Origin of the sequence: Klebsiella aerogenes KCTC 2190, from assembly GCF_000215745.1 — a bacterium.
In the GTDB taxonomy this organism is placed as follows: Bacteria; Pseudomonadota; Gammaproteobacteria; order Enterobacterales; family Enterobacteriaceae; genus Klebsiella; species Klebsiella aerogenes.
The window spans coordinates 3,176,208-3,200,866 of record NC_015663.1 but is presented as its reverse complement, the minus strand read 5'-3'; the positions used below and the strand labels follow the sequence as shown (position 1 = coordinate 3,200,866).

Here is a 24,659-nt window from a genome sequence, read left to right as displayed (position 1 = left end):
CCACTATGAAAAAGTTAGTTCTGGCCGCACTGCTTAGCTCTTTCGCCTTTGGCGCCGCTGCCGCGGAAAAAATCAGCTTTGGCGTTTCCGCGACCTATCCGCCATTTGAATCCATGGATGCGAATAACCAGATTGTCGGTTTCGATCTTGATCTGGCCAAAGCGCTGTGTAAGCAAATGCAGGCCGACTGTACTTTTACCAACCACGCTTTCGACAGCCTGATCCCGGCGCTAAAATTTAAAAAGTATGATGCGGTGATCTCCGGCATGGACATCACGCCTGAGCGTAGCAAACAGGTCGCGTTTACCGACCCGTACTACGCCAACTCGGCGCTGGTAATCGCCAAAAAAGACGCGTACCACTCTTTTGATGACCTGAAAGGTAAGCGTATCGGCATGGAAAACGGCACCACGCACCAGAAATACCTGCAGGATAAGCACCCGGAAGTCAAAACCGTCGCTTACGATAGCTACCAGAATGCCATTATCGACCTGAAAAACGGCCGTATCGACGGCGTCTTCGGCGATACCGCGGTGGTCAACGAATGGCTGAAGACCAACCCGCAGTTAGGCGCGGCGACGCCGAAAGTGACCGATCCGCAGTATTTCGGTACCGGCCTCGGCATTGCGGTGCGCCCGGATAATAAAGCGCTGCTGGAAAAACTGAACGCAGCGCTGAAAGCGATTAAAGCTGACGGAACCTACCAGAAAATTAGCAACCAGTGGTTCCCGGAGTAAGATCTACGCTTCCCGGCTTACGGCGCAGCCGCCTGAGCCGGGTCTATCGGTAACGACCCCCCTCACAGCGGCAGGGTAAACTGGAAACAGGCCCCTGCCGGTACTTCCAGCAGGCGAATTTCCCCCCCGTGCAGTTGCAGCATCCGGCGAACAATCATCAACCCCAGCCCGCCCCGTGAGGCGCTCTGCTGCCCCGGTTCCAGTACCGATGGCCGCTCAAACAGATTGGCCCGTAACTCACCGGCGACGCCCGGGCCGCTATCGGCCACCTCGACCACCACCTGTGCCCCCTGCTGGCGCGAGGAGAGACGAATTTCGCCCCCGTGCGGAGTATGGCGAATGGCGTTATCCAGCAGATTGGTTAATACCCGCTCCATCATCGAGAGGTCTGCCTCAACCAAAGGCAAGCCTGACGCCAATTCCAGGCGCAGACGGATTTCGCGGGTGGCAATCGCCAGATCGAATTTTTGCGCCACGTCCTGAATCAGCTCGGCAAGGATAAACTTTTCCGGCTGCGGCTTAATACCGCCATGTTCAAGGCGTGCCAGCTCAAATAGCTGCTGCGACAGATGACGAACTTTATTTCCCTGGCGTAGCGCGATATTCAGATACTGCTTACGCTCCTGCGCCGTCAGGCGATCATCCTTTAGCGATAACGTCTCCAGATATCCCAGCAGCGAAGTGAGCGGCGTGCGCAGGTCATGCGAAATATTGGCAATAAATTCCCGGCGCTGACGATCGCTATCAGCCAGCCGATCCCATTGCCCGGCGATCTGCTGCGCCAGTTCGATAAAGCGGTTATGCAGCAGCGCCACTTCATTTCCGGGATGCGGGTCCGGCGCCTGCGCCGCCAGCGCTTTGATTGCTCGAATGCTGTCGCTGTCTCCGGCTGCCACCTGCGCCGTCAGCTGGCGTACCGGGCGTGTTACCCAATACCACGCCAGGCCGCCGGCCAACAGGCCAAACAGCGCCACCAGCAGCAGGGTCCATAGCAGCAGGCTCCACAGCGTCTTCTGCCAGGCGTTTTGTGCCAGTTCATTAAAAGTTTCGCCCTGCAGGATAATGTAGAGATAGCCACGTAGCTGGCCGTCAAGGCGCAGCGGCGCGGCGCTAAACACTTTTTGCTGGTCCATGCTGCGCGGATCGTCACCATAAATTGGCCACGCGCCGCCGGAGAGAAACGCCTGCACCGGCGCCATGGCAATGCGCTGGCGTTTAATGTGCCCCGGCGGCGCGGCATCCGCCAGCAGCTCGCCATCCGGCGAAACGAGGTACAGCTCGACGCTTGGGTTAAACACCATCAGACGGTCGAATAGTGGTTTCAACGCCGCGCGATCGACCTCGCCGCGCGCGTTGAGCAGCGGCTCGCGGGCGGCGATCTGCTGCGCCAGACCGGCTGAAAGCCGTTGTACCATGACGTTACCGTACTGCGCGCTGCTATAGAGCTGGAGTAGACAAACGGACAGCGCACACAGCAGCAGCAAGGCGATAAACACCAACGATAACCGCTGGCTGAGGCTGAGTCGGCGGATCATGACTGCGCCCCGGCGCTATAGGGCGCAAATTTATACCCCTTCCCCCAGACGGTAAGAATAATGTCCGGCTCTGCCGGGTCGCGCTCTATTTTCGTACGCAGACGATTAATATGCGTGTTGACCGTATGTTCGTAGCCTTCATGCTGATAGCCCCAGACGCTATCCAGCAGCGCCAGACGCGAAAAAACTTCACCGGGATGGCGGGCAAAGTAATAGAGCAGATCGAATTCGCGCGGCGTGAGGTCAACCAGTTCACCGCGCAGCCTGACCTCCCGGGACAGCGGGTCGATATTCAGGCCGTGGCAGGCGATACGTCCGGCATCCATCAAGAGATTTTGTCCCATCGCTTCCTGACGGCGGAAAACCGCCTTCACCCGGGCAATCAGCTCCAGCAGAGAAAAAGGTTTCGCCAGATAATCATCGGCCCCCATTTCCAGCCCCTGCACGCGCTGGGTTTCGCTCGAACGGGCGCTAATAATAATCACCGGTAGATAGCGCGTTTGCTGACGGATGCGACGGCAAATCTCCAGCCCGTCGACGTTGGGCAACATCAGGTCAAGAATCACCGCATCCCAGACGCCGTTATCCAGCTGGCGCAGCGCCTGCGCGCCGTCCGCCTCGTGCACGATTTGGTACCCTTCATCCTGCAGATTCAGGCGCAACAAAGCCGCAATATCATCATCATCTTCCACCAGCAGGATTTTTTTACTCATCAGATTCGCTCCACGAATTTCACGCTCGTTTCATAAAGCTTACCCGATTTCAGCCGCTTAAAGAGTTCACATTTTGTTTAAACTTCACGAACCAGCAGCGTCAGCACTTCATAATGCGCGGTATGTGGAAACATATCGAACAACTGCACTCGCTCAAGGCGATAGCCCTGCAGACGATCAATATCTGCGGCCATCGTCCGGGCGTTACAGCTCGAATAAATGATATACGGCGGCGCCATGCGGCTTAGATAATCGCACAGTTCGGCGCCGATGCCGCGCCGCGGCGGGTTGACCAGCACAAGCTGTGGAATATCGTCTTCATGCGTCGCGAATTGCGTGGAATCCAGCGCCTGAAAATGAAGATTGGTTAATCCCAATTGGGCCGCGGATTGCTTCGCGCAGGCGATGGCTTCCGGGGCGATTTCGATACCGGTAAGGCGCATCTGCGGGGTTGCGCAGTGCAGGCCGAAACCGCCGACGCCGCAAAACAGATCCCACATGTGGTTGACCGGCAGCGCGCGTACCCAGTCGCGGGCGGTAGCATAGAGCTGGCTCGCCACCGTCGGGTTGGTCTGGAAAAAGCTTTGCGGGCGGATCCACAGCGGTACGCCGTTAAAGTTCTCCGCCAGCGCCTGTTGATCGCTGAGGAAAATCTCCTGCTCCCCTTCCATGATAGCCATATGCACGGGCTGAATATTGGCGGTAATCACCTTTAGCTGCGGCAACTGCTGCTGTAACCACGGCAGCGCGGCGCGCAACTGTTCAAGCTTTGCCGCAGAGCGCAGAACGAAACGCAACATCATGCCGCCGTGCTGGCTTTCTGTCAGCAGCAAATACTTCAGTTCGCCGCGCTTGCGGGCAACGTTATAGGGGGTGAGTCCGGCGCGGGCGATAAACGGCTTCAGCGCGGCGAAAACCGGTTCAAAACTCGGCGGATACAGCGGACAATCGGTGAGATCTTCCGGCGTGCCATCGCGGTGCAGCATGCCTAGCAGCGGGCGCTCTACGCTACCGCTTACGACCATTTTCGCTTTGTTGCGAAACGCCGTCTCCGGACCTGAAACCGGAGCAAGCCATGTCGCCGCTGGATGACCCGCCAGCAGTTCGCGCAGGTTAGCCATTTTATCGGCGAGCTGTTGCGTCAATGGCAATTCCAGCCACTGACAAGAACGGCAGCGGCCCGCGTCGTAAAGTGCGCAATGCATAAGAAGACCTTCAAGAAAACCGGGGCGGGGATTGTATCACCGTTATTGCAAGCGGAAAAACCGTCGGCACGACGCAGGGATAAACAATAGCGCCAGCACCAGCAGATCCGGCAGCTTCTGCAGAAACAGCGCATGGAGAATTTCCCGCTTTGACTCCCCGGCCACGCTGAACAGTTCTGGATAGCCGTAGCCAATCGAGGCCGCCCACAGATAAGAGATGACGATAATTTGCGTCAACAGGTAGAGCCAGCGCGCCCAGTTACGGCCTTTCACCAGCGAAAAGGCGCACCAGATCTCGATAAACACCAGCGCCAGGCTCGCCAGAAACACCAGCGTCAGGGCCCAGGTTTGCACGCTACGATGGACAAAATCGGCAATCCCCTGCACGCCAAGCTGATTGAGGATCATTAACAGGTCAAGACCGCGAATTAAGATAATAGCAAAGGCCGCCACCTGTACCAGCGCAGGGACGTTAAGACGAGCATGAGACGATCGAGTTTTTGTAAACAATCCCAACGTAAAGTCATCCATGAAAACGGCGCCACGAGTGCGGCGCCAATGTTAACTCTATTGCAGAGATTATACCCTAAATAATTCGAGTTGCAGGAAGGCGGCAAGTGAGTGAATCCCCAGGAGCTTACTCTAGTAAGTGACTGGGGTGAACAAACGCGGCCAACGCACATGCAGCTTGAAGTATGACGGGTATAGGGGGTTCAGCCCCTTCTTGCACGCTGGATATCACGCACTCGCTGCTTTTCTGCGCGAGCCATTAAATACCAGGCGATAAAACCGACAATTCCCACCACACCGAGGATTAAGGTCGCCAGGGCGTTAATTTCCGGGTTAACGCCCATCCGCACGCTGGAGAAGACCAGCATCGGCAGCGTCGTCGCCCCTGGTCCGGAAACGAAGCTGGCAATCACCAGGTCATCAAGCGACAAGGTAAACGCCAGCAACCATCCGGAAATGACCGCGGGCATAATCATCGGCAAGGTTATCACGAAAAACACCTTCAGCGGCGCGGCGCCAAGATCCATCGCCGCCTCTTCGATTGACCTGTCCAGCTCGCGCAGACGTGAAGAGATCACCACCGCCACGTAGGCGGTACAGAAGGTGACATGCGCCAGCCATATCGTCAACATGCCACGATCCGATGGCCAGCCGATGGAATGCCCCAGCGCGACAAACAGCAGCAGCAGCGACAGCCCGGTAATCACATCGGGCATCACCAGCGGCGCGGTGATCATAAAAGCAAAACCGTTGGAACCGCGAAAACGGCCAAAACGCACCAGCACCACCGCGGCAATCGTGCCAAGGATCGCCGCCGCCGTCGCCGCGCAGGCGGCAATGGTCAGGCTTAACCCCACCGCGCTCATCATCGCGTCATCATGAAACAGCTCGCTATACCAGCGCGTCGACCACCCCGCCCATACCGTCACCAGCTTCGAACTGTTAAATGAATAGATAACCAGCATCAGCATCGGCGCATACAGGAAGGTAAAACCGAGCACGAGGATCAGAATCCGCCATGGCGAACGTACTACCGGTAAGTCATTCATCCATGATCCCCCATCTGTTTTTGCTGATGCTTGTGGAACCACATGATCGGCACGATCAGCAACAGCAACATCACAATCGCCACCGCCGATGCTACCGGCCAGTCGCGGTTATTAAAGAACTCCTGCCACAGCACGCGGCCAATCATAATGCTGTCGGGGCCGCCGAGCAGTTCCGGGATGACGAACTCGCCCACCGCCGGAATAAACACCAGCATCGAGCCGGCGATAATGCCGCCTTTCGTTAACGGAACAATCACCTGGAAGAAGGTCTTTAACGGCCTGGCGCCGAGATCCAGCGACGCTTCCACCAGCGAATAGTCGATACGCGTCAGCGCGGTATAAATCGGCAGCACCATGAACGGCAGGTAGGCGTAAACGATACCGATGTACACCGCCAGATTGGTATGCAAAATCTCCAGCGGTTGATCGATAACTCCGAGCCACAACAGGAAGTTATTGAGCACCCCGTTGCTTTTCAGCAGCCCCATCCAGGCGTAAACGCGAATGAGGAACGAGGTCCACGAAGGTAATATAACCAACAGCAGCAGGATATTGCGCGTCGACGGCTTGCTATGCGCCACCGCCCACGCCAGCGGATAGCCCAATAGCAGACAGCAAAAGGTGGAAATTGCCGCCACCTGCAACGACTGCAGATAAGCCTCAAAGTACAGCGGATCGTCGGTCAACTGCAGGAAGTTGCCGAGGTTGAGCGTCAACGTCAGTTGACCGTCGGCCCACGACAGTAACTCGGTATAGGGCGGGATCGCCCGCGCCATTTCGGCCAGACTGATTTTAAAAACGATCAGGAATGGCAGTAAAAACAGCAGGATTAACCACAGATACGGCAGCGCAATCACCAGCTTACGCCCATGGGCCATCTGCTGGCGCGCCAGCCACAGGGCAAAACCGCCGGGCTTTTTGCCGCCGGCTGGAGGTTCTAATGTGCTCATCGCCCTCTCCTTACACCGTCAGAACAACGCAGCTATCGGCATCCCAGCACAAGCGAACCTCATCACCCCAGGTCGGCATTCCTTTCCGATGGCGATGCTCATTTTGCAGCTGCGCGCTGATCATCTGCCCGCTTTTCAGACGGACATGATAGATAGACAGATCGCCGAGGTAGGCAATATGGATAACCTCGCCTACCGCAAAGTTAAAGCCGTCTGCCGGCGGTTCGTCGCAGAGCATGATTTTCTCCGGACGCAGCGCCACCCAGACCGGCACGTTATCCACCACCGAGGCATCCGGATCGACTTTCAGCGGATGCACCAGCCCCGGCGCATTCAGTACCAGGCCATCTTCCAGCCGCTCTTTGACCAGCCCTTCGAAGACGTTTACCGAGCCGATAAACTCGGCGCTATAGCGGGTCGTCGGATGTTCATAGATCTCCTCCGGCTCGCCGATCTGCACGAACTTACCGCGGTTCATGATGGCGATACGGCCCGCCATGGTCATCGCCTCTTCCTGGTCATGGGTGACCATCACGCAGGTGACGCCGACGCGCTCAAGAATATCCACTACCTCAAGCTGCATCCGGTCGCGTAGTTTTTTATCCAATGCGCCCATCGGTTCATCAAGCAGCAGTAATTTCGGCCGCTTCGCCAGGCTTCGCGCCAGCGCCACGCGCTGACGTTGGCCGCCGGAAAGCTGGTGCGGCTTGCGTTTGGCGAACTCCTGCATATGCACCAACGCCAGCATCTCCTGGACGCGGGCGTTAATCTCCGCCTTTGGCAGCTTGTCCTGCTTAAGACCAAAGGCGATATTTTGCTCCACCGTCATGTGGGGAAATAGCGCGTAAGACTGGAACATCATATTGATCGGCCGCTGGTACGGCGGCACGCGCGCCAGGTCGACGCCATCCAGCACAATCTGCCCGGCGGTGGGCAACTCAAAACCTGCCAGCATACGTAGCAGCGTCGATTTCCCGCAGCCGGACGCGCCCAGTAAGGCAAAGATTTCGCCTTTATAAATAGTGAGGTTGACATCATCGACGGCGTGTTGCCCATCGAAGGATTTGGTTAAATTACGGATTTCCAGCAGCGGGGTCAGCGCTTTGGGGGCTTTCGCCTGTGGGCGGGGCATTGCGTCATTCACTCGGGTGCTCTCCGGCAAATACAATCACCGTATGGCCCGGTTGCCATACATTCTTCAGTTCTATGTCCGCCAGCGAACAGCAGGCCAGACCTTTACAGGCCCGGCGTACCGGGCCTGATGGCGTTATTTTCCGCTTTTCACTTTGGTCCACGCGCGGGTGCGCACGCGGTCAATCTTCGGATCCTGCACCTTGAGGGTGAACAGCTTGGCGAAGACATCCTCAGGCGGGTAAATCGCCGGGTTGTTGCGGATGTCGGCACTGACCAGCGGCGTCGCCTCTTTGTTAGCGTTAGCGTAGTAGACGTGATCGCTGATATGGGCGATGACCTCCGGGCGCAGCAGATAGTTCAGGAACTGATAGGCTTCGTCTTTATTTTTGGCATCCGCCGGCATGGCGAAGACATCAAAGAAGGCCAGCGCCCCCTCTTTCGGAATAAAGTAGGAGATATTGACGCCATTCTTCGCCTCTTTCGCGCGATTCGCCGCCTGCCAGACATCGCCCGCCCAGCCGATAGCGACGCAAATATCACCGTTTGCCAGGTCATTGATATATTGCGAAGAGTGGAAGTAACGGATATTGGGCCGCAGCTTCAGCAGCAGATCGGTTGCCGGTCCGGTGTAATCATCGGCTTTGGTGCTGTTTGGATCTTTGCCGAGATAGTTCAGCACCGTCGAGAAAATCTCTTCGGGGGCATCAAGGAAGGAGACGCCGCAGCTTTTCAGCTTCTCAAGGTTTTCCGGCTTAAGCACCAGATCCCAGCTGTTCAACGGAACGTCTTTACCCAGCGCCGCTTTCACTTTATCGACGTTATAGCCGATGCCGGTGGTCGCCCACATGTATGGCATCGCATATTTATTATCGGGATCGTGACGCGCCACCAGTTGTAAAACTTTCGGGTCGAGGTTTTTCCAGTTCGGCAGTTTGCTTTTATCCAGCGGTTGGAATACCCCGGCCGCCAGCTGGCGTTCAAGGAAGCTTGCCGACGGCACCACCAGATCAAACCCGGTGCTGCCGGCCATTAATTTACCTTCCAGCACTTCGTTGGAATCGAATACGTCATACACCACTTTAATACCGGTCTCTTTTTCAAAATTGGCAACCGTGTCCGGCGCAATATAATCAGACCAGTTATAAACGTGCAGCGTTTTTTGTTCCGCTGCGAGCGAGCCGGCAGAAACGGCCATCAGCGCACCCGTAATCACACCTGTTAACCATTTTTTACCCAAGGCGGTCATATCTCTGTTTCCTTCTCAAGGCCCGTTAATTCACGGACGCAATAGACGAACCTGAACGCATGCAAGAATCATGCATATTTTTCATTGCCTGAGATAAGGAGAGGAAACCTCTCCCTGATTGGCTGCCCGCAAATGGACGCCTCGCCAGAATAACTGTAGCCAGAATAAGAGGATATAGCCCAGGCAAAAAAACGCCCTGGATCATATTTCCAGCCAATAAAGGTCTACGAGATAAAAGCGAAGCGCTAAAACAGCAGTGAATAATTCTTTAAAGACGGGTTTGAGACAGAATAAATAAGCAACCGCCATCGCAGCGGCTGCTTTTATTAATTAGTGCAGAAAATGGTATTGCACTTCTTCGGCTGCGGCCTCTTCTTCCTGCTCTTCCGCTTTATACAGCAGTTGATTGGCACCGGCTTCCAGAATGACCATCGAGACCTGCTCTTCGCTCTGGCGGAAGAACCAGGCAAACTGTTCGAGAGTGACGCCCGCGCCAACGGGCAGCGCCTGGCAGACCACCAGCTTCGGCAGGTTATCATCCTGAATATCAAGGAACGCTTTTACGGTCAGCGAACTGGCGTTAATCGCCGACAGATCCGCCGACAGCGGCAGCAGCGCAGAGGGCTTCACTTCCGCCAGCGCCGAAAACAACACCACGTTGTCCAGCAGGTCGATTTTGGCATCGAAAATACCGTCGAAATTCTGCATATGCGGCAGGTGCAACGCCTGGCAGGAGTCGCACTCAAAAAAACTGATGCCTAACTCGTCGAGCCAATGACGTAATGTATCAAGACCCGGAACGACCAGTGAATCCATAGTGCCTGTGACCTCTTGCTGGATAAAAAACGACGCATAGCTTACGCAAAAAATGCGTCGCATTCCATGAAAGGATAACGAAGTGACGCTACCCTCCCATTTTTAGACAATATCCAGGCGTGGCCTGACGTTCGATCCACGCGATCATCCGCCCGGCAATATCGACGTGAGTGGTGGTTTCAATCCCTTCCAGCCCCGGCGAGGCGTTAACTTCCATCACCAGCGGGCCGCGGTGGGCGCGCAGGATATCCACGCCTGCCACGTCCAGACCCAGCGTTTGCGCCGCTTTAATCGCCATCTCCCGCTCCTGATCGCTAAGCATGGCCGTAGTGGCGACGCCGCCGCGGTGCAGGTTAGAGCGAAAATCGCCCTCCTTCGCCCGCCGTTCAATCGCCGCCACCACCTCATCGCCAACCACCAGGCAGCGGATATCGCACCCTTTTGCCTCAGCGATATATTCTTGCACCAGAATGTGCGCATTGAGGCCCCGGAAGGCGTCAATCACGCTTTCCGCCGCCTGTCGCGTTTCCGCCAGCACCACACCGATCCCCTGCGTCCCCTCCACTAACTTCACCACCAGCGGCGCGCCGCCGACCATGGCGATCAGATCGCTGGTGTCGTCCGGCGAGTGAGCAATACCGGTGACCGGTAGATCGATTCCCTGACGCGCCAGCAACTGCAGCGAGCGCAGCTTATCGCGGGCGCGGGTAATCGCCACCGACTCGTTTAGCGGATAGCTGCCCAGCAGTTCGAACTGCCGCAGCGCGGCGGTGCCGTAATAGGTGATCGCCGTGCCAATACGCGGAATGACTGCATCAAAATGGGGCAACTGTCGCCCTTTGTAGTGAATCGAGGAGGCAACCGGGCTGACGCTCATATAGCAGGAGAGCGGATCGAGGATCTCGACCTGATGCCCGCGTTTTTGCGCGGCTTCACGCAAGCGGCGGCAAGAATAAAGCGTTCCATCCCGGGATAATATAGCGATTTTCACCCAACACCTCTTAGAAAATAACTGGCGGCCAGCACTCTGCGTTTGCAGGTTGAAGTGTATAGGGAATCAGCGCGTTGCCCAGCCCTGTTTATGCAAATAATCGAGAATAAACGGCCGGCTCTCTTTGATGATGGTGCGGCGGATATGATCGCTCCAGGTATCGCGGCGGGTATTGCTGCCGCGCGTCAGATAATAGTCCGCCAGCTGTTCGTCATACTGCGCCAGCACCTGTTGATCAAGCGGTTGGTAGTGATTCTCATGCACCAGCATCGCAGGCGGAATACGCGGCTTAACCTGCGGGTCGTCAGCAGGCCAGCCAAGGCACAGGCCAAACAGCGGCAACACGTGTTTCGGCAGCTGCAGCAGCTCGGTTACCGCGTCAATGTTATTACGCAGGCCGCCAATATAGACGCCGCCTAATCCCAGGGATTCCGCGGCGATTAAGGCATTCTGCGCCATTAGCGCGGTGTCGACAACGCCCAGCAGCAGCTGTTCAGCCAGTCCCAACTGCGCTTGCGGGCAAATTTGCAGGTGGCGGTTGAAATCGGCGCAGAATACCCAAAACTCCGCTGCCTGCGCCACGTGCTGCTGGCCGCCGGTCAACTCAACCAGCTGCTCACGCATCTGCGGGTCGGTAATGCGAATAATCGAGGTACATTGTAAAAAGCTGGAGCTGGAAGCCCCTTGCGCCCCGGCAATGATCGCCTCACGCTGTTGGTCGCTAATCGGCGCGTCGGTAAAATGGCGGATGGAACGGTGGTTACGCAGCAGATCAATGGTCGGCGTCATGGTGTTTTTCTCGTTCGGACGGGGTAGAAGATGAGGTCTTATTATCGGTCAACTGCGGCGCGACAATTTTCGCTATTCGCCACATTAAGGCTATCGCCGCCGGGATCATCAGCAGGATCCCGGCAAAGATCATGATGAGCGCCGCCGTCGGGCTGGCAAATGGCGCATGCAGTTGAACATACTGGTTTAATGACAGCCAGGCCAACGTCAGCAGCGCCATGCCGACGAGCTCAACAATCAGAATACTTTTGGGTAATGCGGCAGGCGATCGCATAACGCTCCTCAATATACTCATGCCGCGCACAGCGCATCGCTGGCGCATCTGTATAGGGTCTTGCAGCAGATGATATTGATCAAGCATAACCCGCAACCATCGCTATAAAAGGTAAAACCTTCTTCCCCTTGCTAACGGAACGCGGCATCATAGCCACATTCGCCATCCGGCTGAGATTTAAGGAGAGAAGCATGTTTACCGTTATTTTTGGTCGCCCAGGTTGCCCGTACTGCGTTCGCGCTAAAGAACTGGCTGAGAAACTGAGCACCGAGCGCGATGACTTCAGCTATCGCTACATTGATATCCACGCGGAAGGCATCAGCAAAGCCGATCTGGAAAAAACCGTCGGTAAGCCGGTAGAAACCGTACCGCAGATTTTCGTCGATCAGAAACACATCGGCGGCTGCACGGATTTCGAAGCCTGGGCGAAGGAAAATCTCGGCCTGTTTGCCTGAGAGACTTCACTCTTCCGTTGAGTGCCTGCGTCTGGCGTCCAGCCAGACGCAAATAAATAAAAAGCATAGCGCCCCGAGCGCGCACCAGAAGACCGCGCTAAAAAGCCACGCCAGTTCCTGCCAAAACGATCGATGAGTAATAAAGAACATCCGCATCACCACCAGACAAACCGGTGCCGCCAGCATGGCGCCAATCAGCGGACGTATGACGCGCCTTCCGGGGGATAAACAGCTCGCCACGGCGCCAGGTAGCACAAAGAACAGCAGTCCAAGCTCGGGGTTGCCCGTTTGCCGAAAAGCCCCTTTCATATGCAGCAACAGCGATAAACAGACCACAATAAACAGAAAGAACCCACAAATTATACCGGCCCACGCGCGCTCAGATTTCACGACATCCTCCTGATTTCGCCTCTAACTATCTTTCACTTCATCCAGTCAGAAATAGCATTCTGGCAGTCCATGCTTATAACGCTCCCGCCAGAGTAAAACGATTGTGACTAGCCGCAGCAACCAGGAAAGATTAAACTAGCGGCACTGTTTTATCGGTATTAACGGGATGCCAGAATAACGTTCGGCATAGTGCGAACGCTTGAGCAACCTTAGACCAAAAAACCATTTCCTTCAACAACTTACTAGTAAACGAGAAGTTGGCTTTCGTGAATATAAACGTCGCAGATTTGTTAAACGGGAATTACATCCTGTTATTGTTTGTTGTACTCGCACTGGGTCTTTGCCTGGGGAAACTTCGCCTCGGGTCAGTACAACTTGGTAATTCCATTGGCGTTTTAGTCGTTTCTTTATTATTAGGTCAGCAGCACTTCGCCATTAACACAGATGCGCTAAATCTTGGCTTTATGCTGTTTATTTTCTGCGTCGGCGTCGAAGCGGGCCCCAACTTTTTTTCGATTTTTTTCCGCGACGGCAAAAACTATCTGATGCTGGCGCTGGTGATGGTGGCCAGCGCGATGTTAATCGCTATGGGGCTGGGCAAATTGTTTGGCTGGGACATCGGCCTGACCGCCGGGATGCTGGCGGGCGCTATGACCTCCACCCCGGTGCTGGTGGGCGCTGGCGATACCCTACGCCACTTTGGCCTGCCCAGCGATCAGCTGGCGCAGTCGCTTGACCACCTGAGCCTGGGTTACGCCCTGACTTACCTGGTTGGCCTGGTGAGCCTGATCGTCGGCGCGCGCTATATGCCGAAGCTGCAGCATCAGGATCTGCAGACCAGCGCCCAGCAGATCGCCCGCGAGCGCGGTCTGGATACCGACTCCAAGCGTAAAGTCTATCTGCCGGTTATCCGCGCCTACCGCGTCGGCCCGGAATTGGTCGCGTGGGCGGACGGCAAAAATCTTCGTGAGCTGGGAATTTACCGCCAGACCGGCTGCTATATCGAGCGTATTCGTCGTAACGGTATCCTGGCGAACCCGGATGGCGACGCGGTACTGCAGATGGGCGACGATATCGCGCTGGTTGGCTACCCGGACGCCCATGCCCGCCTCGACCCAAGCTTCCGTAACGGTAAAGAGGTGTTTGACCGCGACCTGCTCGATATGCGTATCGTCACCGAAGAGATTGTGGTTAAGAATCATAACGCCGTCGGCCGCCGCCTGGCGCAGCTGAAGCTGACCGATCACGGCTGTTTCTTAAACCGGGTGATCCGCAGCCAGATTGAGATGCCAATCGACGATAACGTGGTGCTCAATAAAGGCGACGTGCTGCAGGTGAGCGGCGACGCCCGCCGCGTAAAAACCGTCGCTGACCGCATCGGCTTTATTTCGATTCACAGCCAGGTGACCGATCTGCTGGCTTTCTGCGCCTTCTTTATCGTCGGCCTGATGATCGGCATGATCACTTTCCAGTTCAGCTCGTTCAGCTTCGGCATCGGTAACGCCGCCGGCCTGCTGTTCGCCGGCATTATGCTTGGCTTCCTGCGCGCCAACCATCCGACCTTCGGCTATATCCCGCAGGGCGCATTGAACATGGTTAAGGAGTTCGGTCTGATGGTGTTTATGGCCGGGGTCGGCCTGAGCGCCGGCGCGGGTATTAATAACGGTCTGGGCGCCATTGGCGGGCAAATGCTGGCTGCCGGTCTTATCGTCAGCCTGGTGCCGGTGGTGATCTGCTTCCTGTTCGGCGCCTATGTGCTACGCATGAACCGCGCGATGCTGTTCGGCGCGATGATGGGCGCGCGCACCTGCGCCCCGGCGATGGAAATTATCAGCGATACCGCGCGCAGCAACATTCCCGCACTCGGCTATGCTGGCACTTACGCTATCGCCAACGTGCTGCTCACCCTTGCCGGTACGCTGATCGTCATCATCTGGCCGGGCCTTGGCTAGCCCCGGCCGACAATTTTTAACTTTTTCGCAAAAAAATCGGTGATGAACAGAACTTTTTCCCAGGATGTCAGTCATAACTAGTGCCACTGCTTTTCTTTGATGTCCCCATTTTGTGGAGCCCATCAACCCCGCCGCTTAGGTTCAAGGTTGATGGGTTTTTTGTTGCCTGAAATTGGCACTTTTCGAGCTAGCCTGAAACCAAAACCGCTCTGAAAAGATCAGTTGCGTACTGACCGTCATCACTTACTGAATTTTTGCCTTTAACCAGTCGGCCAGAAAAATAATTAGGCAAATCAGAACAAAACAAATCGCAAAGCCACCCAGCTTGAATAGCCAGCCATCCAGCGCAATAAGACTAACAAAAGCCATAATTGAGCAAATCCCCCTCCCCATTGCATCAATCATATTGATGCAATGCACGCCAATTCTTTTATAAGAATGGCTGGCCGAGAATTTTACAGATTTCATTTTCTATTCCTTTACATTGCATTGGATGGCTCTCTATGTACTTGAGATACGGTTCTAGTGGTTCTTCAACCAGAAAGTAGACCATATCAAGATTCATTGGTGAAACTTTCATATAGGTTGATGAATACCTGTCCTTCATCCTACGAGAAGCTCTCGCTGCCTCTTCGATTATCCCCTGCATAATAACGGCACTTAAAGCAAACGATGCCGAGCCCCGCAGAACGTAGTTTCCAATTCTGGTTGTTTTCAATTGCGCAATTATTTTTTCGGATAAAGTCAGGGACAGGCAAAACTGAGCCCCCGTACGTGTTCCCAGTTTTGCGTCAGAATAACCAATCCTGTCATTAATCGCTTTCTTCCCTTTGTCATCGAGTTTTGCATAAAAATCCGTGCTCACAATGGTGATTAGCTGCCTGATTGGTTGATCGTTCGATATCAATGCTCTGAACGCCCTAATAAAACGCTCCGTTTCATATTCATTACGCCTTTTAAGATCACGCCCCAAGACTCCTGAACCTTCTACCGTTCTTATTGCTGATAAATAAAATCCTTCGGAAAGGGAAGTTAAACCATCAACAATTCCCCTGGCAATTAGCTTTGCATCCATGAAACCCATCTCAATAACCATAAGATGATAAAAGGCTAATCACTTTTACGCTCAAGAACCAGAAAAAAATATTTATTTTTTCAATTAAAACAACATGTTAAATGATTAAGTAACAGGTTTATTTTACGGCCAGAACTCAAAAATTACTGCACTGATTTTAATACTACCCCCTCCTTGCACAGTCTATTTTTTCACCCATACTTTGCTGATCCACTCCCACATAAGGCGCTCTTCATGTTGCTTAAAGATAAGACCGTGGTGATTTTCGGCGGCAGCGGCGCGATTGGCCGCGCGGCGGCGCTCGCCATGGCGAAAGAAAGCGCGCGGATCTTTCTGGCCGCCCGGCAGGCGGATAAGCTGGAAAAGGCGGCGGCTGAGATTCGCGCCGCAGGCGGGAGCGTCGAGACCCTGCAACTGGATGTGCTGGATGGCGGGCAAACCACCGCGCAGGTGGCCAACCTGGCCGGGCTAACCGGCGGGATTGACATCGTAGTTAATGCCACCGGCTTTCTCCACAATCAGGGGAAAACGCTGGCACAATTATCCCTTGCCGAGTATCACCAGGGTTTTGTCCCCTTTCTTGATGCCCAATTTATTATTGCTAAGGCAGTGGCGCCGTGGATGGGTGGCGAACGCGAGGGCGTCATTATTACCACTATCCCTCCTTCCGCGACGATGGCCATCCCTGGACACCTCGGCCATATCGTCGGCTGCGCCGCAATGGAAGCCTTTATCAACGCATTGGCCAGCGAACTCGGCGCCAAAAAAATCCGCGTGCTCGGCGTACGGTCACACGCGATAGCGGATGCGGCGCTGGCGGGTTCTTATACTGCCGAGGTGTTTGCGCCTAAAGCACAGGCGTTGGGCTTGAGCGTCGAACAGTGGCTGGGTGGTGCGGCGCACGGCACGATGCTGCAGCGGTTGCCGACACTTGAGCAGATAGCCGGAGTCATCACCTTTCTTGCCTCACCGTTGGCGGCGGCGATGACCGCCACGGTGGTTAACGTCACTGCGGGGGCGACACTTAGCTAGCGCTATTCTCCCCCGCCAGCCGCCCGACCATTAAGCGAATCGCCGCTTTCGACAGCGGCGCGCTATCGGTCACGAAGTGCAGCGTCATCCCCTCGATAAACGCATCCAGCCCGCGCGCCGTCGCCGGTTCAAACCACTGCTCCAGCGTCTGCTGGCTGCGCAGCATCCAGCTCTGCATGACCGTTTTCAGTGCTGGTCGGCTGCTGCAAAACGCGTACAGCTGGTACATTAACTCCATATTGCGCGCGGTGGTCACTTGGGCGCTGAAGATCAGCTCGGCGATAGCGTCGCAGGCCTGTTGGCGGCTGCCGACGCCGTCGAAAAATTGCTGATACTGCGCCGACATTTCGACGGTGAAGTTACGAAACGCTTCCTCAATCAGCGCCTCAATACCGCTAAAATAATAGGTCAGCGAGCCCAGCGGTACCCCGGCGCAGCTGGCAATTTTACGGTGCGTTACCGCATGAATTCCGTGCGCGGCGATGGTATCCAGCGTCGCCTGCAGGATGCGCTCGCGCCGCTGCGGATCGTTCGGTCTGCGGGTCATCGGTGTTTTTTCCCCTCTGTGCGCTACGCAGGTCAAGCGATAGCGGAATGTGTACAAATGTACACAACCTTGCTACTGTTGTCTGCATCTCTTCTTTCTCGGGCGTTTATGGATGACGGCGCAAACTTCTCGCAAAGCCCTCCAGCTTCGGCTGTGGGCGCTATTTATGTTCTTCTTTATTCCCGGCTTATTGATGGCCTCCTGGGCCACCCGTACGCCCGCGATTCGCGATTTACTAACCCTTTCCACTGCTGAAATGGGAATGGTGCTATTTGGCCTGTCGATTGGTTCAATGAGCGGTATTCTCTGTTCAGCATGGCTGGTGAAGCGCTTCGGTACCCGTAAAGTCATCCGCACAACTATGTTGTGCGCCGTGGCGGGCATGCTGGTGTTAAGCCTGGCGCTGTGGCTCGCCTCTGCGCCGCTGTTCGCCTTTGGGCTGGCTATCTTTGGCGCCAGCTTCGGCTCGGCGGAAGTAGCGATTAACGTCGAAGGCGCCGCCGTTGAACGGGAAATGAATAAAACCGTGCTGCCGATGATGCACGGTTTTTACAGCTTCGGCACCCTCGTGGGCGCCGGCATCGGTATGGCGGTGACCGGTTTTGGCCTGCCCGCCGCGCCGCATATTCTGATCGCCGCGCTGGTGGCGATTGCCCCCATCGTTATCGCCATTCGCGCCATCCCCGACGGCACGGGCAAAAACGCCGCCGAATCCGCCCATAGCGAGGCCAAAGGCCTACCGGTCTGGCGCGACGTGCAGCTGTTGCTGATCGGCGTGATCGTGCTGGCAATGGCCTTTGCCGAAGGTTCCGCCAACGACTGGCTGCCGCTGCTGATGGTCGACGGCCACGGCTTTAGCCCCACTTCCGGTTCGCTGATTTACGCCGGTTTCACCCTCGGCATGACCCTCGGCCGCTTCACCGGCGGCTGGTTTATCGACCGCTACAGTCGCGTCACCGTCGTACGCGCCAGCGCGGTAATGGGCGCGCTGGGTATCGGGCTGATTATTTTTGTCGACAGCACCTGGGTTGCCGGGGTATCTGTACTGCTGTGGGGACTCGGCGCGTCGCTCGGTTTCCCGCTTACCATTTCCGCCGCCAGCGATACCGGCCCGGATGCGCCGAAACGCGTGAGCGTCGTGGCGATTACCGGCTATCTGGCTTTCCTCGTCGGGCCGCCGCTGCTGGGCTTCCTTGGCGAACATTTTGGCCTGCGTAGCGCCATGATGGTAGTACTGGGTCTGGTCATGGTGGCGGCGCTGGTAGCCCGCGCGGTAGCCAAACCGCAGCCTGAACCTGTGATGGAGAATAGCTAATGAGCATCAAACTGATTGCGGTAGACATGGACGGCACCTTTTTAAGCGATGCCAAGACCTATAATCGCCCACGTTTTCTGGCGCAGTATCAGCGCATGCGCGAACAGGGCATTCGCTTCGTGGTCGCCAGCGGCAACCAGTATTACCAGCTGATATCGTTCTTCCCCGAGCTGGTCGATGAAATCGCCTTCGTCGCCGAAAACGGCGGTTGGGTGGTGAGCGGTAAAGAGGATATCTTTAACTGCCAGCTGCCGACGACGCATTTCAACGCCGTCGTCGACCACCTGCAAACGCTGCCGCATATCGAAATTATCGCCTGCGGCAAACGCAGCGCCTATACGCTCAATAGCTATAACGACGAGCTAAAAGCGGTGGCGGCGAAGTACTATCACCGTCTCGAACTGGTGGATGATTTTAACCATCTCGATGACGCGATCCTCAAATTCGGTCTGAACGTGCCGGATCATCTGATCCCGGAAATTCAGCCGAAGCTACACGCGGCGCTGGGCGATATGGTTACCGCCGTCGCCACCGGCTACGGCAGTATCGATTTAATCATCCCTGGCGTGCATAAAGCCAACGGCCTGCGCATTTTGCAGGAGCGCTGGGGCATTGATAACCATGAGGTGGTGGCCTTCGGCGATAGCGGCAATGATATTGAAATGCTGCAGCATGCCGGTTTTGGTTTCGCCATGGCGAATGCCAAAGCGGAGGTCAAAGCCGTCGCCAGTCATCATGCCCCGCATAATAACGAAGAAGGCGTATTGCATATTATTGATAAGGTATTGAATCGCGAAGCGCCGTTCGCCTGATGAGAACCCGGATGCCTTTGGGCATCCGGGTTTACTACGTATCACGCCTGCTGCGAACTGCCGACGCTTTTATCTTTCAGGAAGTAAATAATCAGCCCCAGCCATAGCACCCCGCCCAGCAAGTTAAACAGGCTGAACAGGCCGTTACCGCCAAGCTCATACGCATGCTTGCTAAGCTCAATGCCCACGGTAAAGATCAGCATCTGCAGCATACCCATCGCCGCCGAAACCGTCCCTTTACTCATTTCGCTGGCGAACAACGTTAAGCGCACCAGCCCGGCGTTAGCCAGGCCAATCCCGAAAGCGTAGAAGCTTAAACCAGCGGTCATCCACAGATAAGCATGGGACGAGACCACCGTGGCCGCCGCCGACAGGAGCAGGCCAAACATAATCGGCCAGCCGCCCATAATAATCAGCGAACGTACCGAGCGGCGCGAGGTCAGACGCGCCAGCACCAAGTTGCCGGCGATCAGCGCGCCGAAAATCGGCACCTGCAGCATGCCGTACTCATAGCTGGTGGCCTGCTCGCCGCTGATGATAATCACCGGCGATTGCGCAATCCACGCCAGCAGCGGCAGGCTAACAAAACCGGTCGCCAGCGCGCCGGCGACAAAGCGCAGGTTTTTCAACACCAGACGATAGTCGCGGCCCAGCTCTTTTACCGACAGTCTTTCCCCCATCCGCGTCGCCGTTTCCGGCATCGCCCGCTGCAGCCCCACAAAGGAGATGGCCGCCAGCACGGCAAACAGCACGAACATCATCTCCCACGGCAGCATATGCACCCAGGCAGCGCCGACCAGCGGCCCGAGCAGCGGCGCAATCAGCGCGACGTTAGCCATCAGGGCGGTAATTTTGATACACACCGCCTCCTCAAACGACTCCTGGATAGCCGCATAGCCCACCGCGCCGATAAAGCACAGGCTGATGCCCTGCAGGAAACGCAGCAGGGTAAATTGCTCAATGGTTTGCGCCAGCAGCGTCGCCAGACAGGTGACGATAAACCACACCACCCCGGTCAGCATCACCGGACGGCGGCCAATACGATCCGACAGCGGCCCCAGCAGCCACTGCAAAAACATCCCCCCCGCCAGATAGGCGGTCATAGAGGTGGGGACCCACTCATTGCCGACCTGAAACTCCTGCACCACCGCGAGCATACCCGGTTGGATCATATCGTTGCCGATATAGGTGGAGAATTCATATAACACAAGGCACAGCGGGAACAGTAACGCCTGACGACCGAGGCGCTTACCTGATAACGAATAATTCTGCATGCAATCTCTTAATTAAAAAAAAATCGCGCAAAGTTTAATGAAAGTCGACCCGGGGAGATAGTGAATTGTGAGTGACAATGAAAAATATCGCCAGCCCGCGGTCCGGCATGAAACGAATATTTATATTTCGTTTATGTTTCAATGAGATTACAGCCGATATACTTGCTATGGCGAAATACCGGCAAGGGCATCTCACGGATATATTTCGTAACAAACTGATAATTAAGACAATGCTGCTTTACCCTATCGTTGCCTTTCAATAAGGTGAGCAGCTTATTGCCATCGTAACCAGAGACTGGAAGCATGCTGGAAAATATCAACTACGCGCTGTTTGCCCTGATTAACGCCACCCCGTCCTCCTCGTGGTGGGCGATTGAGGTCGCCACGTTTATTGCCAAAGACTTAATTATCATTGTGCCGCTGCTGGTGGTGGCGCTGTGGCTGTGGGGGCCAAACCAACGTCAGCTGGTATTTAAGGTCATGCTGGCCCTGGCCCTGAGCCTGTCTATTTCGTGGGTTATCGGTCATCTGTTTCCACACGACCGGCCGTTTGTTGACGGCGTCGGCTATAACTTCCTGCATCATGCGGCAGATGACTCGTTCCCAAGCGATCACGGCACCGTCATCTTTACCTTCGCGCTGGCGTTTTTATTCTGGCACCGGGTGTGGTCCGGCGCGCTGCTGCTGGTCATCGCCTCGGCGATTGCATGGTCGCGCGTCTATCTGGGAGTACACTGGCCGCTGGATATGTTGGGCGGGCTGCTGGCTGGCATGTGCGGCTGCCTTGGGGCGCAACTGCTGTGGCAGAGCGGCGGTCATGGCCTCTACCAACGGCTGCAGCGCCTGTATCGTCTCTGCTTCTCGCTGCCGATTCGTAAAGGCTGGGTACGCGGCTAACGTCTGACAGGTGACGAACCCCTCGCCGCCGGGTAAAATCAAGCTGACGCCCTGCCCTTGCAGGGCGATTTTAGCTCAGAGGGTATATGGAAACTCGTCGTGACGAACGCATTAACCAGCTCATTCAGGCACTCAAGCGCAGCGATAAACTTCACCTGAAAGAAGCAGCTTCGCTGCTTGGCGTATCAGAAATGACCATTCGTCGCGATTTAAACGGCCACAGCGGCCCGGTGGTGCTGTTGGGCGGCTACATCGTGCTGGAACCGCGTAGCGCCACGCACTATCTGCTGAGCGATCAGAAAACCCGTCTGGTGGATGAAAAACGCCGCGCCGCGCGCCATGCCGCCGGGCTGCTTGAAGCGCATCAGATGGCCTTTTTTGACTGCGGCACCACGACGCCATGGATCATCGACGCCATCGATAACGAGCTGCCGTTTACCGGCGTGTGCTACTCGTTAAATACCTTTCTCGCCCTGCAGGAAAAACCGCTGTGTCGCGCTATTCTGTGCGGCGGCGAATTCCACGCCAGCAACGCCATCTTTCTACCGCTCAGCCTGCAGGATACCTTGAGTCATCTCAGCCCGGATATCGCCTACTACTCCGCCGCCGGTATCGACTGCGAGCAAGGCGCGACCTGTTATAACCTGGAAGAGCTGCCGGTGAAACACTGGGCCATGAACAACGCTCGCTACCATGTGCTGGTGGTCGATCACAGTAAGTTTGGCAAAGTGCGGCCGGCGCGGATGGGGGAATTATCGCGTTTTGACGTCATCGCCAGCGACGTTCGCCCGGATGACGATCTGTTGGCGCTGGCGAAAGAAAAGCAAATATCACTGCTGTACTAACCGCGCCCCGTAGGGCGCGGCCTGTCTCTTAAGAGAACCAGCTGCCGAACCAGCCGTGCAGTTTCATCAGCACGAAGTCGACAATGCGGCTGAAGAAGCCGCCCTCTTTCACGTCTTCCATGACGATCAGCGGTCGCTGTTCGATAGTTTTGTCATTGAGTTTAAAGTCGATGGTGCCCACCACCTGCCCTTTCGCCAACGGCGCGGTGAGCTGCGGCTCAGTCAGGTTGTAGCTGGCTTTCAGGTTTTTCAATTGCCCGCGTGGAATGGTCACCGATCCGGCTTCGCCGGCGCCCAGTTTGACTTCATTACTGTCGCCGAACCACACGCGCTGGGAAATAAAGGTGGCATCCGGTTTGATTGGCGTGACGGTTTCATAGAAACGGAAGCCCCAGGTCAGCAGTTTTTCGGACTCGTTAAAACGAATACGGTCGGTTTTAGTGCCCAGCACTACCGCGATAAGGCGCATATCGCCCTGGGTCGCGGAAGAGACCAGGTTGTAGCCCGCGCCGGCGGTGGTGCCGGTTTTAACGCCATCGGCATTGAGGTTGGTGCTCCACAGCAGACGGTTGCGGTTTGGCTGACGGATTTTATTGAAGGTGAACTCTTTCTCTTTGTGTACCGCGTACTCTTCCGGCACATCATGGATCATCGCTTTAGTCAGCAGCGCCATATCGCGCGCGGTACTGAACTGCCCCGGCGCGTCCAGGCCGTGGACGGTTTTAAAGGTGGTGTTGGTCAGGCCGATTTTCTGCGCGTAGCCGTTCATCAGATTGACAAACGAATCCTGGCTGCCGGCGACATAGTCGGCGATGGCGATGCTGGCATCGTTGCCGGACTGAATTATCACGCCCTTATTGAGGTCTTCAACCGATACCTGCATGCCTGGCTTCAGGAACATCACCGAGGAGCCGCGCAGCGCCGGGTTGCCGGTGGCCCACGCATCGCGGCCGACGGTGACCGTATCGGTCAGTTTGATTTTGCCTGCTTTCAGCGCCTGGCCTACCACGTAGCTGGTCATGATTTTGGTCAGGCTGGCCGGGTCGAGTTTCTCGTCGGCATTGCCTTCACTCAGCACTTTGCCGCTGGCATAGTCCATCAGGATCCAGGCTCGCGCATCAATCGATGGCGCATCCGGAAGTTGATCCGCCGCCTGCACTGCAGGGGCCACGAGAAGTAAAAGCGCGCAGCCTGCCGCGAGGCCGCGAAGGGAAAAAGCATCATGCGTCATAAGAGCCACCCAAGTATCCTTTCCAAACAAAATATGCCGCAACACTCTTGCCGCACAGCACAAGGCGGTGAGTAAAGCGTACAAATGACCTTAAAGAAACAGCGAGTTGGTAAAGTTTTTAAAGTTTACGCAATAACGACGCTGCCTGCTGAAAACAAGGCAATTTTTTTGATCGTGATTGCCTTAATATTAACTTTATTCCAACATGATTGCTCACCATGTTGCAACGGCGATTAAATAACATGCAGGAGCGGATATGATTACGTTATGGGGCAGAAATAACTCGACCAACGTGAAGAAAGTGCGCTGGGTGCTGGCGGAACTGGATCTTCCTTATCAGCAGATTCTGGCGGGGCTGGAGTATGGCCTCAATCACGACCCGGAGTATCTGGCGATGAACCCGAACGGCCTGGTGCCACTACTCAAAGACGATGCCAATGGGCTGGTGCTGTGGGAATCCAACGCCATTATTCGTTATCTTGCCGCGCAGTACGGGCAAAACCGTCTGTGGGTGGAGTCGCCTGTGCAGCGCGCGCAGGGTGAAAAGTGGATGGACTGGGCCAACGCTACGCTGTCCCCGGCGCACCGTCCGGTATTAATGGGGCTGGTCAGAACGCCGCCGGACCAGCGCGATCCGGCGGCCATTGAGGCGGGTATTCACGCCTGTGAAGGGCTGTTCGCCATGCTCGACGATGAACTGGCGAAGCATGCCTGGCTTTCTGGCGATGAGTTCGGCCTTGGCGATGTGGCGGTGGCGCCGTTCGTTTATAACCTGCTTTCCATCCTCGACAACTGGCAGCCGCGGCCCCATCTTCAGCGCTGGTATCAGCAAATCCAGCAGCGTCAGGCCTTCCGCGACGTCGTCATGATCCCGGTCACCTGAGA

General features: G+C 55.9%; 27 protein-coding genes. 9 read left to right on the top strand and 18 right to left on the bottom strand.

All coding sequences use genetic code 11. The annotated features are described in order from the left end of the window. Nucleotides 1-5 precede the first annotated feature (5 nt). Nucleotides 6-737, top strand: coding sequence for an arginine ABC transporter substrate-binding protein ArtJ (artJ, locus tag EAE_RS15185; protein ID WP_015367519.1), 732 nt, complete (start codon nucleotides 6-8; stop codon nucleotides 735-737). 62 nt (nucleotides 738-799) lie between these two features. On the opposite strand, the gene EAE_RS15180 is transcribed toward artJ, so the two are convergent. The 12 genes from EAE_RS15180 to EAE_RS15125 all read right to left on the bottom strand — a co-directional run bounded on the left by EAE_RS15180 (nucleotide 800) and on the right by EAE_RS15125 (nucleotide 11,949). Beyond that, nucleotides 800-2,272 carry a sensor histidine kinase gene (locus tag EAE_RS15180; RefSeq protein ID WP_015704858.1) on the bottom strand — a complete coding sequence of 491 codons (1,473 nt, stop codon included), beginning with the start codon at nucleotides 2,270-2,272 and terminating at the stop codon, nucleotides 800-802. After that, nucleotides 2,269-2,985 (bottom strand): response regulator transcription factor, encoded by a 717-nt coding sequence (locus EAE_RS15175; protein ID WP_015704857.1) that lies wholly within the window; start codon nucleotides 2,983-2,985, stop codon nucleotides 2,269-2,271. Before EAE_RS15175 ends, EAE_RS15180 begins: the two co-directional genes overlap by 4 nt. A 77-nt stretch (nucleotides 2,986-3,062) precedes the next feature. Then, nucleotides 3,063-4,190: a 23S rRNA (uracil(747)-C(5))-methyltransferase RlmC gene (rlmC, locus tag EAE_RS15170; RefSeq protein ID WP_015704856.1), complete on the bottom strand. Its 1,128-nt coding sequence runs from the start codon at nucleotides 4,188-4,190 to the stop codon at nucleotides 3,063-3,065. Between the two features lie 42 nt (nucleotides 4,191-4,232). Beyond that, on the bottom strand, nucleotides 4,233-4,721 hold the full coding sequence (locus tag EAE_RS15165) for a YbjO family protein (RefSeq protein ID WP_015704855.1): 489 nt from the start codon (nucleotides 4,719-4,721) through the stop codon (nucleotides 4,233-4,235). A gap of 182 nt (nucleotides 4,722-4,903) precedes the next feature. Continuing rightward, nucleotides 4,904-5,749: a putrescine ABC transporter permease PotI gene (gene potI / locus EAE_RS15160; RefSeq protein WP_015367524.1), complete on the bottom strand. Its 846-nt coding sequence runs from the start codon at nucleotides 5,747-5,749 to the stop codon at nucleotides 4,904-4,906. Beyond that, nucleotides 5,746-6,699: a putrescine ABC transporter permease PotH gene (potH, locus tag EAE_RS15155; RefSeq protein WP_015367525.1), complete on the bottom strand. Its 954-nt coding sequence runs from the start codon at nucleotides 6,697-6,699 to the stop codon at nucleotides 5,746-5,748. Before potH ends, potI begins: the two co-directional genes overlap by 4 nt. 10 nt (nucleotides 6,700-6,709) lie before the next feature. After that, the gene (gene potG / locus EAE_RS15150; protein ID WP_015367526.1) at nucleotides 6,710-7,843 is read right to left on the bottom strand and encodes a putrescine ABC transporter ATP-binding subunit PotG; all 1,134 of its coding nucleotides are present in this window, start codon (nucleotides 7,841-7,843) and stop codon (nucleotides 6,710-6,712) included. A 123-nt stretch (nucleotides 7,844-7,966) separates the two neighbouring features. After that, on the bottom strand, nucleotides 7,967-9,079 hold the full coding sequence (gene potF / locus EAE_RS15145; protein WP_015367527.1) for a spermidine/putrescine ABC transporter substrate-binding protein PotF: 1,113 nt from the start codon (nucleotides 9,077-9,079) through the stop codon (nucleotides 7,967-7,969). A gap of 330 nt (nucleotides 9,080-9,409) precedes the next feature. Next, on the bottom strand, nucleotides 9,410-9,895 hold the full coding sequence (locus EAE_RS15140) for a type III secretion system chaperone family protein (protein WP_015367528.1): 486 nt from the start codon (nucleotides 9,893-9,895) through the stop codon (nucleotides 9,410-9,412). 88 nt (nucleotides 9,896-9,983) lie between these two features. Continuing rightward, nucleotides 9,984-10,886, bottom strand: a complete 903-nt coding sequence (gene rimK / locus EAE_RS15135; RefSeq protein WP_015704854.1) for a 30S ribosomal protein S6--L-glutamate ligase — start codon at nucleotides 10,884-10,886, stop codon at nucleotides 9,984-9,986. Nucleotides 10,887-10,952: 66 nt separating this feature from the next. Further along, nucleotides 10,953-11,675: a nitroreductase NfsA gene (gene nfsA, locus EAE_RS15130; RefSeq protein ID WP_015704853.1), complete on the bottom strand. Its 723-nt coding sequence runs from the start codon at nucleotides 11,673-11,675 to the stop codon at nucleotides 10,953-10,955. Beyond that, nucleotides 11,659-11,949 (bottom strand): YbjC family protein, encoded by a 291-nt coding sequence (locus EAE_RS15125; RefSeq protein WP_015704852.1) that lies wholly within the window; start codon nucleotides 11,947-11,949, stop codon nucleotides 11,659-11,661. Before EAE_RS15125 ends, nfsA begins: the two co-directional genes overlap by 17 nt. A gap of 191 nt (nucleotides 11,950-12,140) precedes the next feature. On the opposite strand from EAE_RS15125, the gene EAE_RS15120 reads away from it, so the two are divergent. Continuing rightward, complete coding sequence (locus EAE_RS15120) at nucleotides 12,141-12,404, top strand: GrxA family glutaredoxin (RefSeq protein ID WP_015367533.1); 264 nt, start codon at nucleotides 12,141-12,143, stop codon at nucleotides 12,402-12,404. 6 nt (nucleotides 12,405-12,410) lie between these two features. Here EAE_RS15120 and EAE_RS15115 read toward each other — a convergent pair whose 3' ends face one another. Beyond that, entirely contained in the window at nucleotides 12,411-12,794 is a 384-nt protein-coding gene (locus EAE_RS15115) for an inner membrane protein YbjM (protein ID WP_015367534.1), read from the bottom strand. Between the two features lie 266 nt (nucleotides 12,795-13,060). On the opposite strand from EAE_RS15115, the gene EAE_RS15110 reads away from it, so the two are divergent. Further along, on the top strand, nucleotides 13,061-14,746 hold the full coding sequence (locus EAE_RS15110) for an aspartate:alanine antiporter (protein WP_015704851.1): 1,686 nt from the start codon (nucleotides 13,061-13,063) through the stop codon (nucleotides 14,744-14,746). A gap of 243 nt (nucleotides 14,747-14,989) precedes the next feature. On the opposite strand, the gene EAE_RS15105 is transcribed toward EAE_RS15110, so the two are convergent. Beyond that, a complete protein-coding gene (locus tag EAE_RS15105; RefSeq protein ID WP_072201277.1) occupies nucleotides 14,990-15,214 on the bottom strand; it encodes a hypothetical protein in 225 nt (74 codons plus the stop codon). After that, entirely contained in the window at nucleotides 15,177-15,821 is a 645-nt protein-coding gene (locus EAE_RS15100; protein WP_162182279.1) for a hypothetical protein, read from the bottom strand. Before EAE_RS15100 ends, EAE_RS15105 begins: the two co-directional genes overlap by 38 nt. A gap of 234 nt (nucleotides 15,822-16,055) precedes the next feature. Between EAE_RS15100 and EAE_RS15095 the strand changes: the two genes are divergently transcribed. Continuing rightward, entirely contained in the window at nucleotides 16,056-16,853 is a 798-nt protein-coding gene (locus tag EAE_RS15095) for an SDR family NAD(P)-dependent oxidoreductase (protein ID WP_015704848.1), read from the top strand. Here EAE_RS15095 and EAE_RS15090 read toward each other — a convergent pair. Then, complete coding sequence (locus tag EAE_RS15090) at nucleotides 16,846-17,400, bottom strand: TetR/AcrR family transcriptional regulator (protein ID WP_015704847.1); 555 nt, start codon at nucleotides 17,398-17,400, stop codon at nucleotides 16,846-16,848. The two genes, EAE_RS15095 and EAE_RS15090, sit on opposite strands and share 8 nt — an antisense overlap. A gap of 112 nt (nucleotides 17,401-17,512) precedes the next feature. On the opposite strand from EAE_RS15090, the gene EAE_RS15085 reads away from it, so the two are divergent. Together EAE_RS15085 and EAE_RS15080 are read left to right on the top strand one after the other, a co-directional pair. After that, a complete protein-coding gene (locus EAE_RS15085) occupies nucleotides 17,513-18,715 on the top strand; it encodes an MFS transporter (protein WP_015704846.1) in 1,203 nt (400 codons plus the stop codon). After that, the gene (locus EAE_RS15080) at nucleotides 18,715-19,527 is read left to right on the top strand and encodes a Cof-type HAD-IIB family hydrolase (protein WP_015367542.1); all 813 of its coding nucleotides are present in this window, start codon (nucleotides 18,715-18,717) and stop codon (nucleotides 19,525-19,527) included. The genes EAE_RS15085 and EAE_RS15080 overlap by 1 nt, the downstream gene beginning before the upstream one ends. Before the next feature lie 41 nt (nucleotides 19,528-19,568). Here the strand turns inward: EAE_RS15080 and kdeA are convergent, their stop codons facing one another. Continuing rightward, the gene (gene kdeA, locus EAE_RS15075) at nucleotides 19,569-20,801 is read right to left on the bottom strand and encodes a multidrug efflux MFS transporter KdeA (RefSeq protein WP_015704845.1); all 1,233 of its coding nucleotides are present in this window, start codon (nucleotides 20,799-20,801) and stop codon (nucleotides 19,569-19,571) included. A gap of 303 nt (nucleotides 20,802-21,104) precedes the next feature. Here kdeA and ybjG point away from each other — a divergent pair, with 303 nt between their 5' ends. After that, complete coding sequence (gene ybjG, locus EAE_RS15070; protein ID WP_015704843.1) at nucleotides 21,105-21,698, top strand: undecaprenyl-diphosphate phosphatase; 594 nt, start codon at nucleotides 21,105-21,107, stop codon at nucleotides 21,696-21,698. A gap of 86 nt (nucleotides 21,699-21,784) precedes the next feature. Next, nucleotides 21,785-22,543 (top strand): DNA-binding transcriptional repressor DeoR, encoded by a 759-nt coding sequence (gene deoR / locus EAE_RS15065; RefSeq protein WP_015367546.1) that lies wholly within the window; start codon nucleotides 21,785-21,787, stop codon nucleotides 22,541-22,543. 28 nt (nucleotides 22,544-22,571) lie between these two features. Here the strand turns inward: deoR and dacC are convergent, their stop codons facing one another. Beyond that, a complete protein-coding gene (gene dacC / locus EAE_RS15060) occupies nucleotides 22,572-23,774 on the bottom strand; it encodes a serine-type D-Ala-D-Ala carboxypeptidase (protein WP_015704842.1) in 1,203 nt (400 codons plus the stop codon). 256 nt (nucleotides 23,775-24,030) lie between these two features. Between dacC and EAE_RS15055 the strand changes: the two genes are divergently transcribed. Beyond that, nucleotides 24,031-24,657 (top strand): glutathione S-transferase family protein, encoded by a 627-nt coding sequence (locus EAE_RS15055; RefSeq protein ID WP_015704841.1) that lies wholly within the window; start codon nucleotides 24,031-24,033, stop codon nucleotides 24,655-24,657. Nucleotides 24,658-24,659 lie beyond the last annotated feature (2 nt).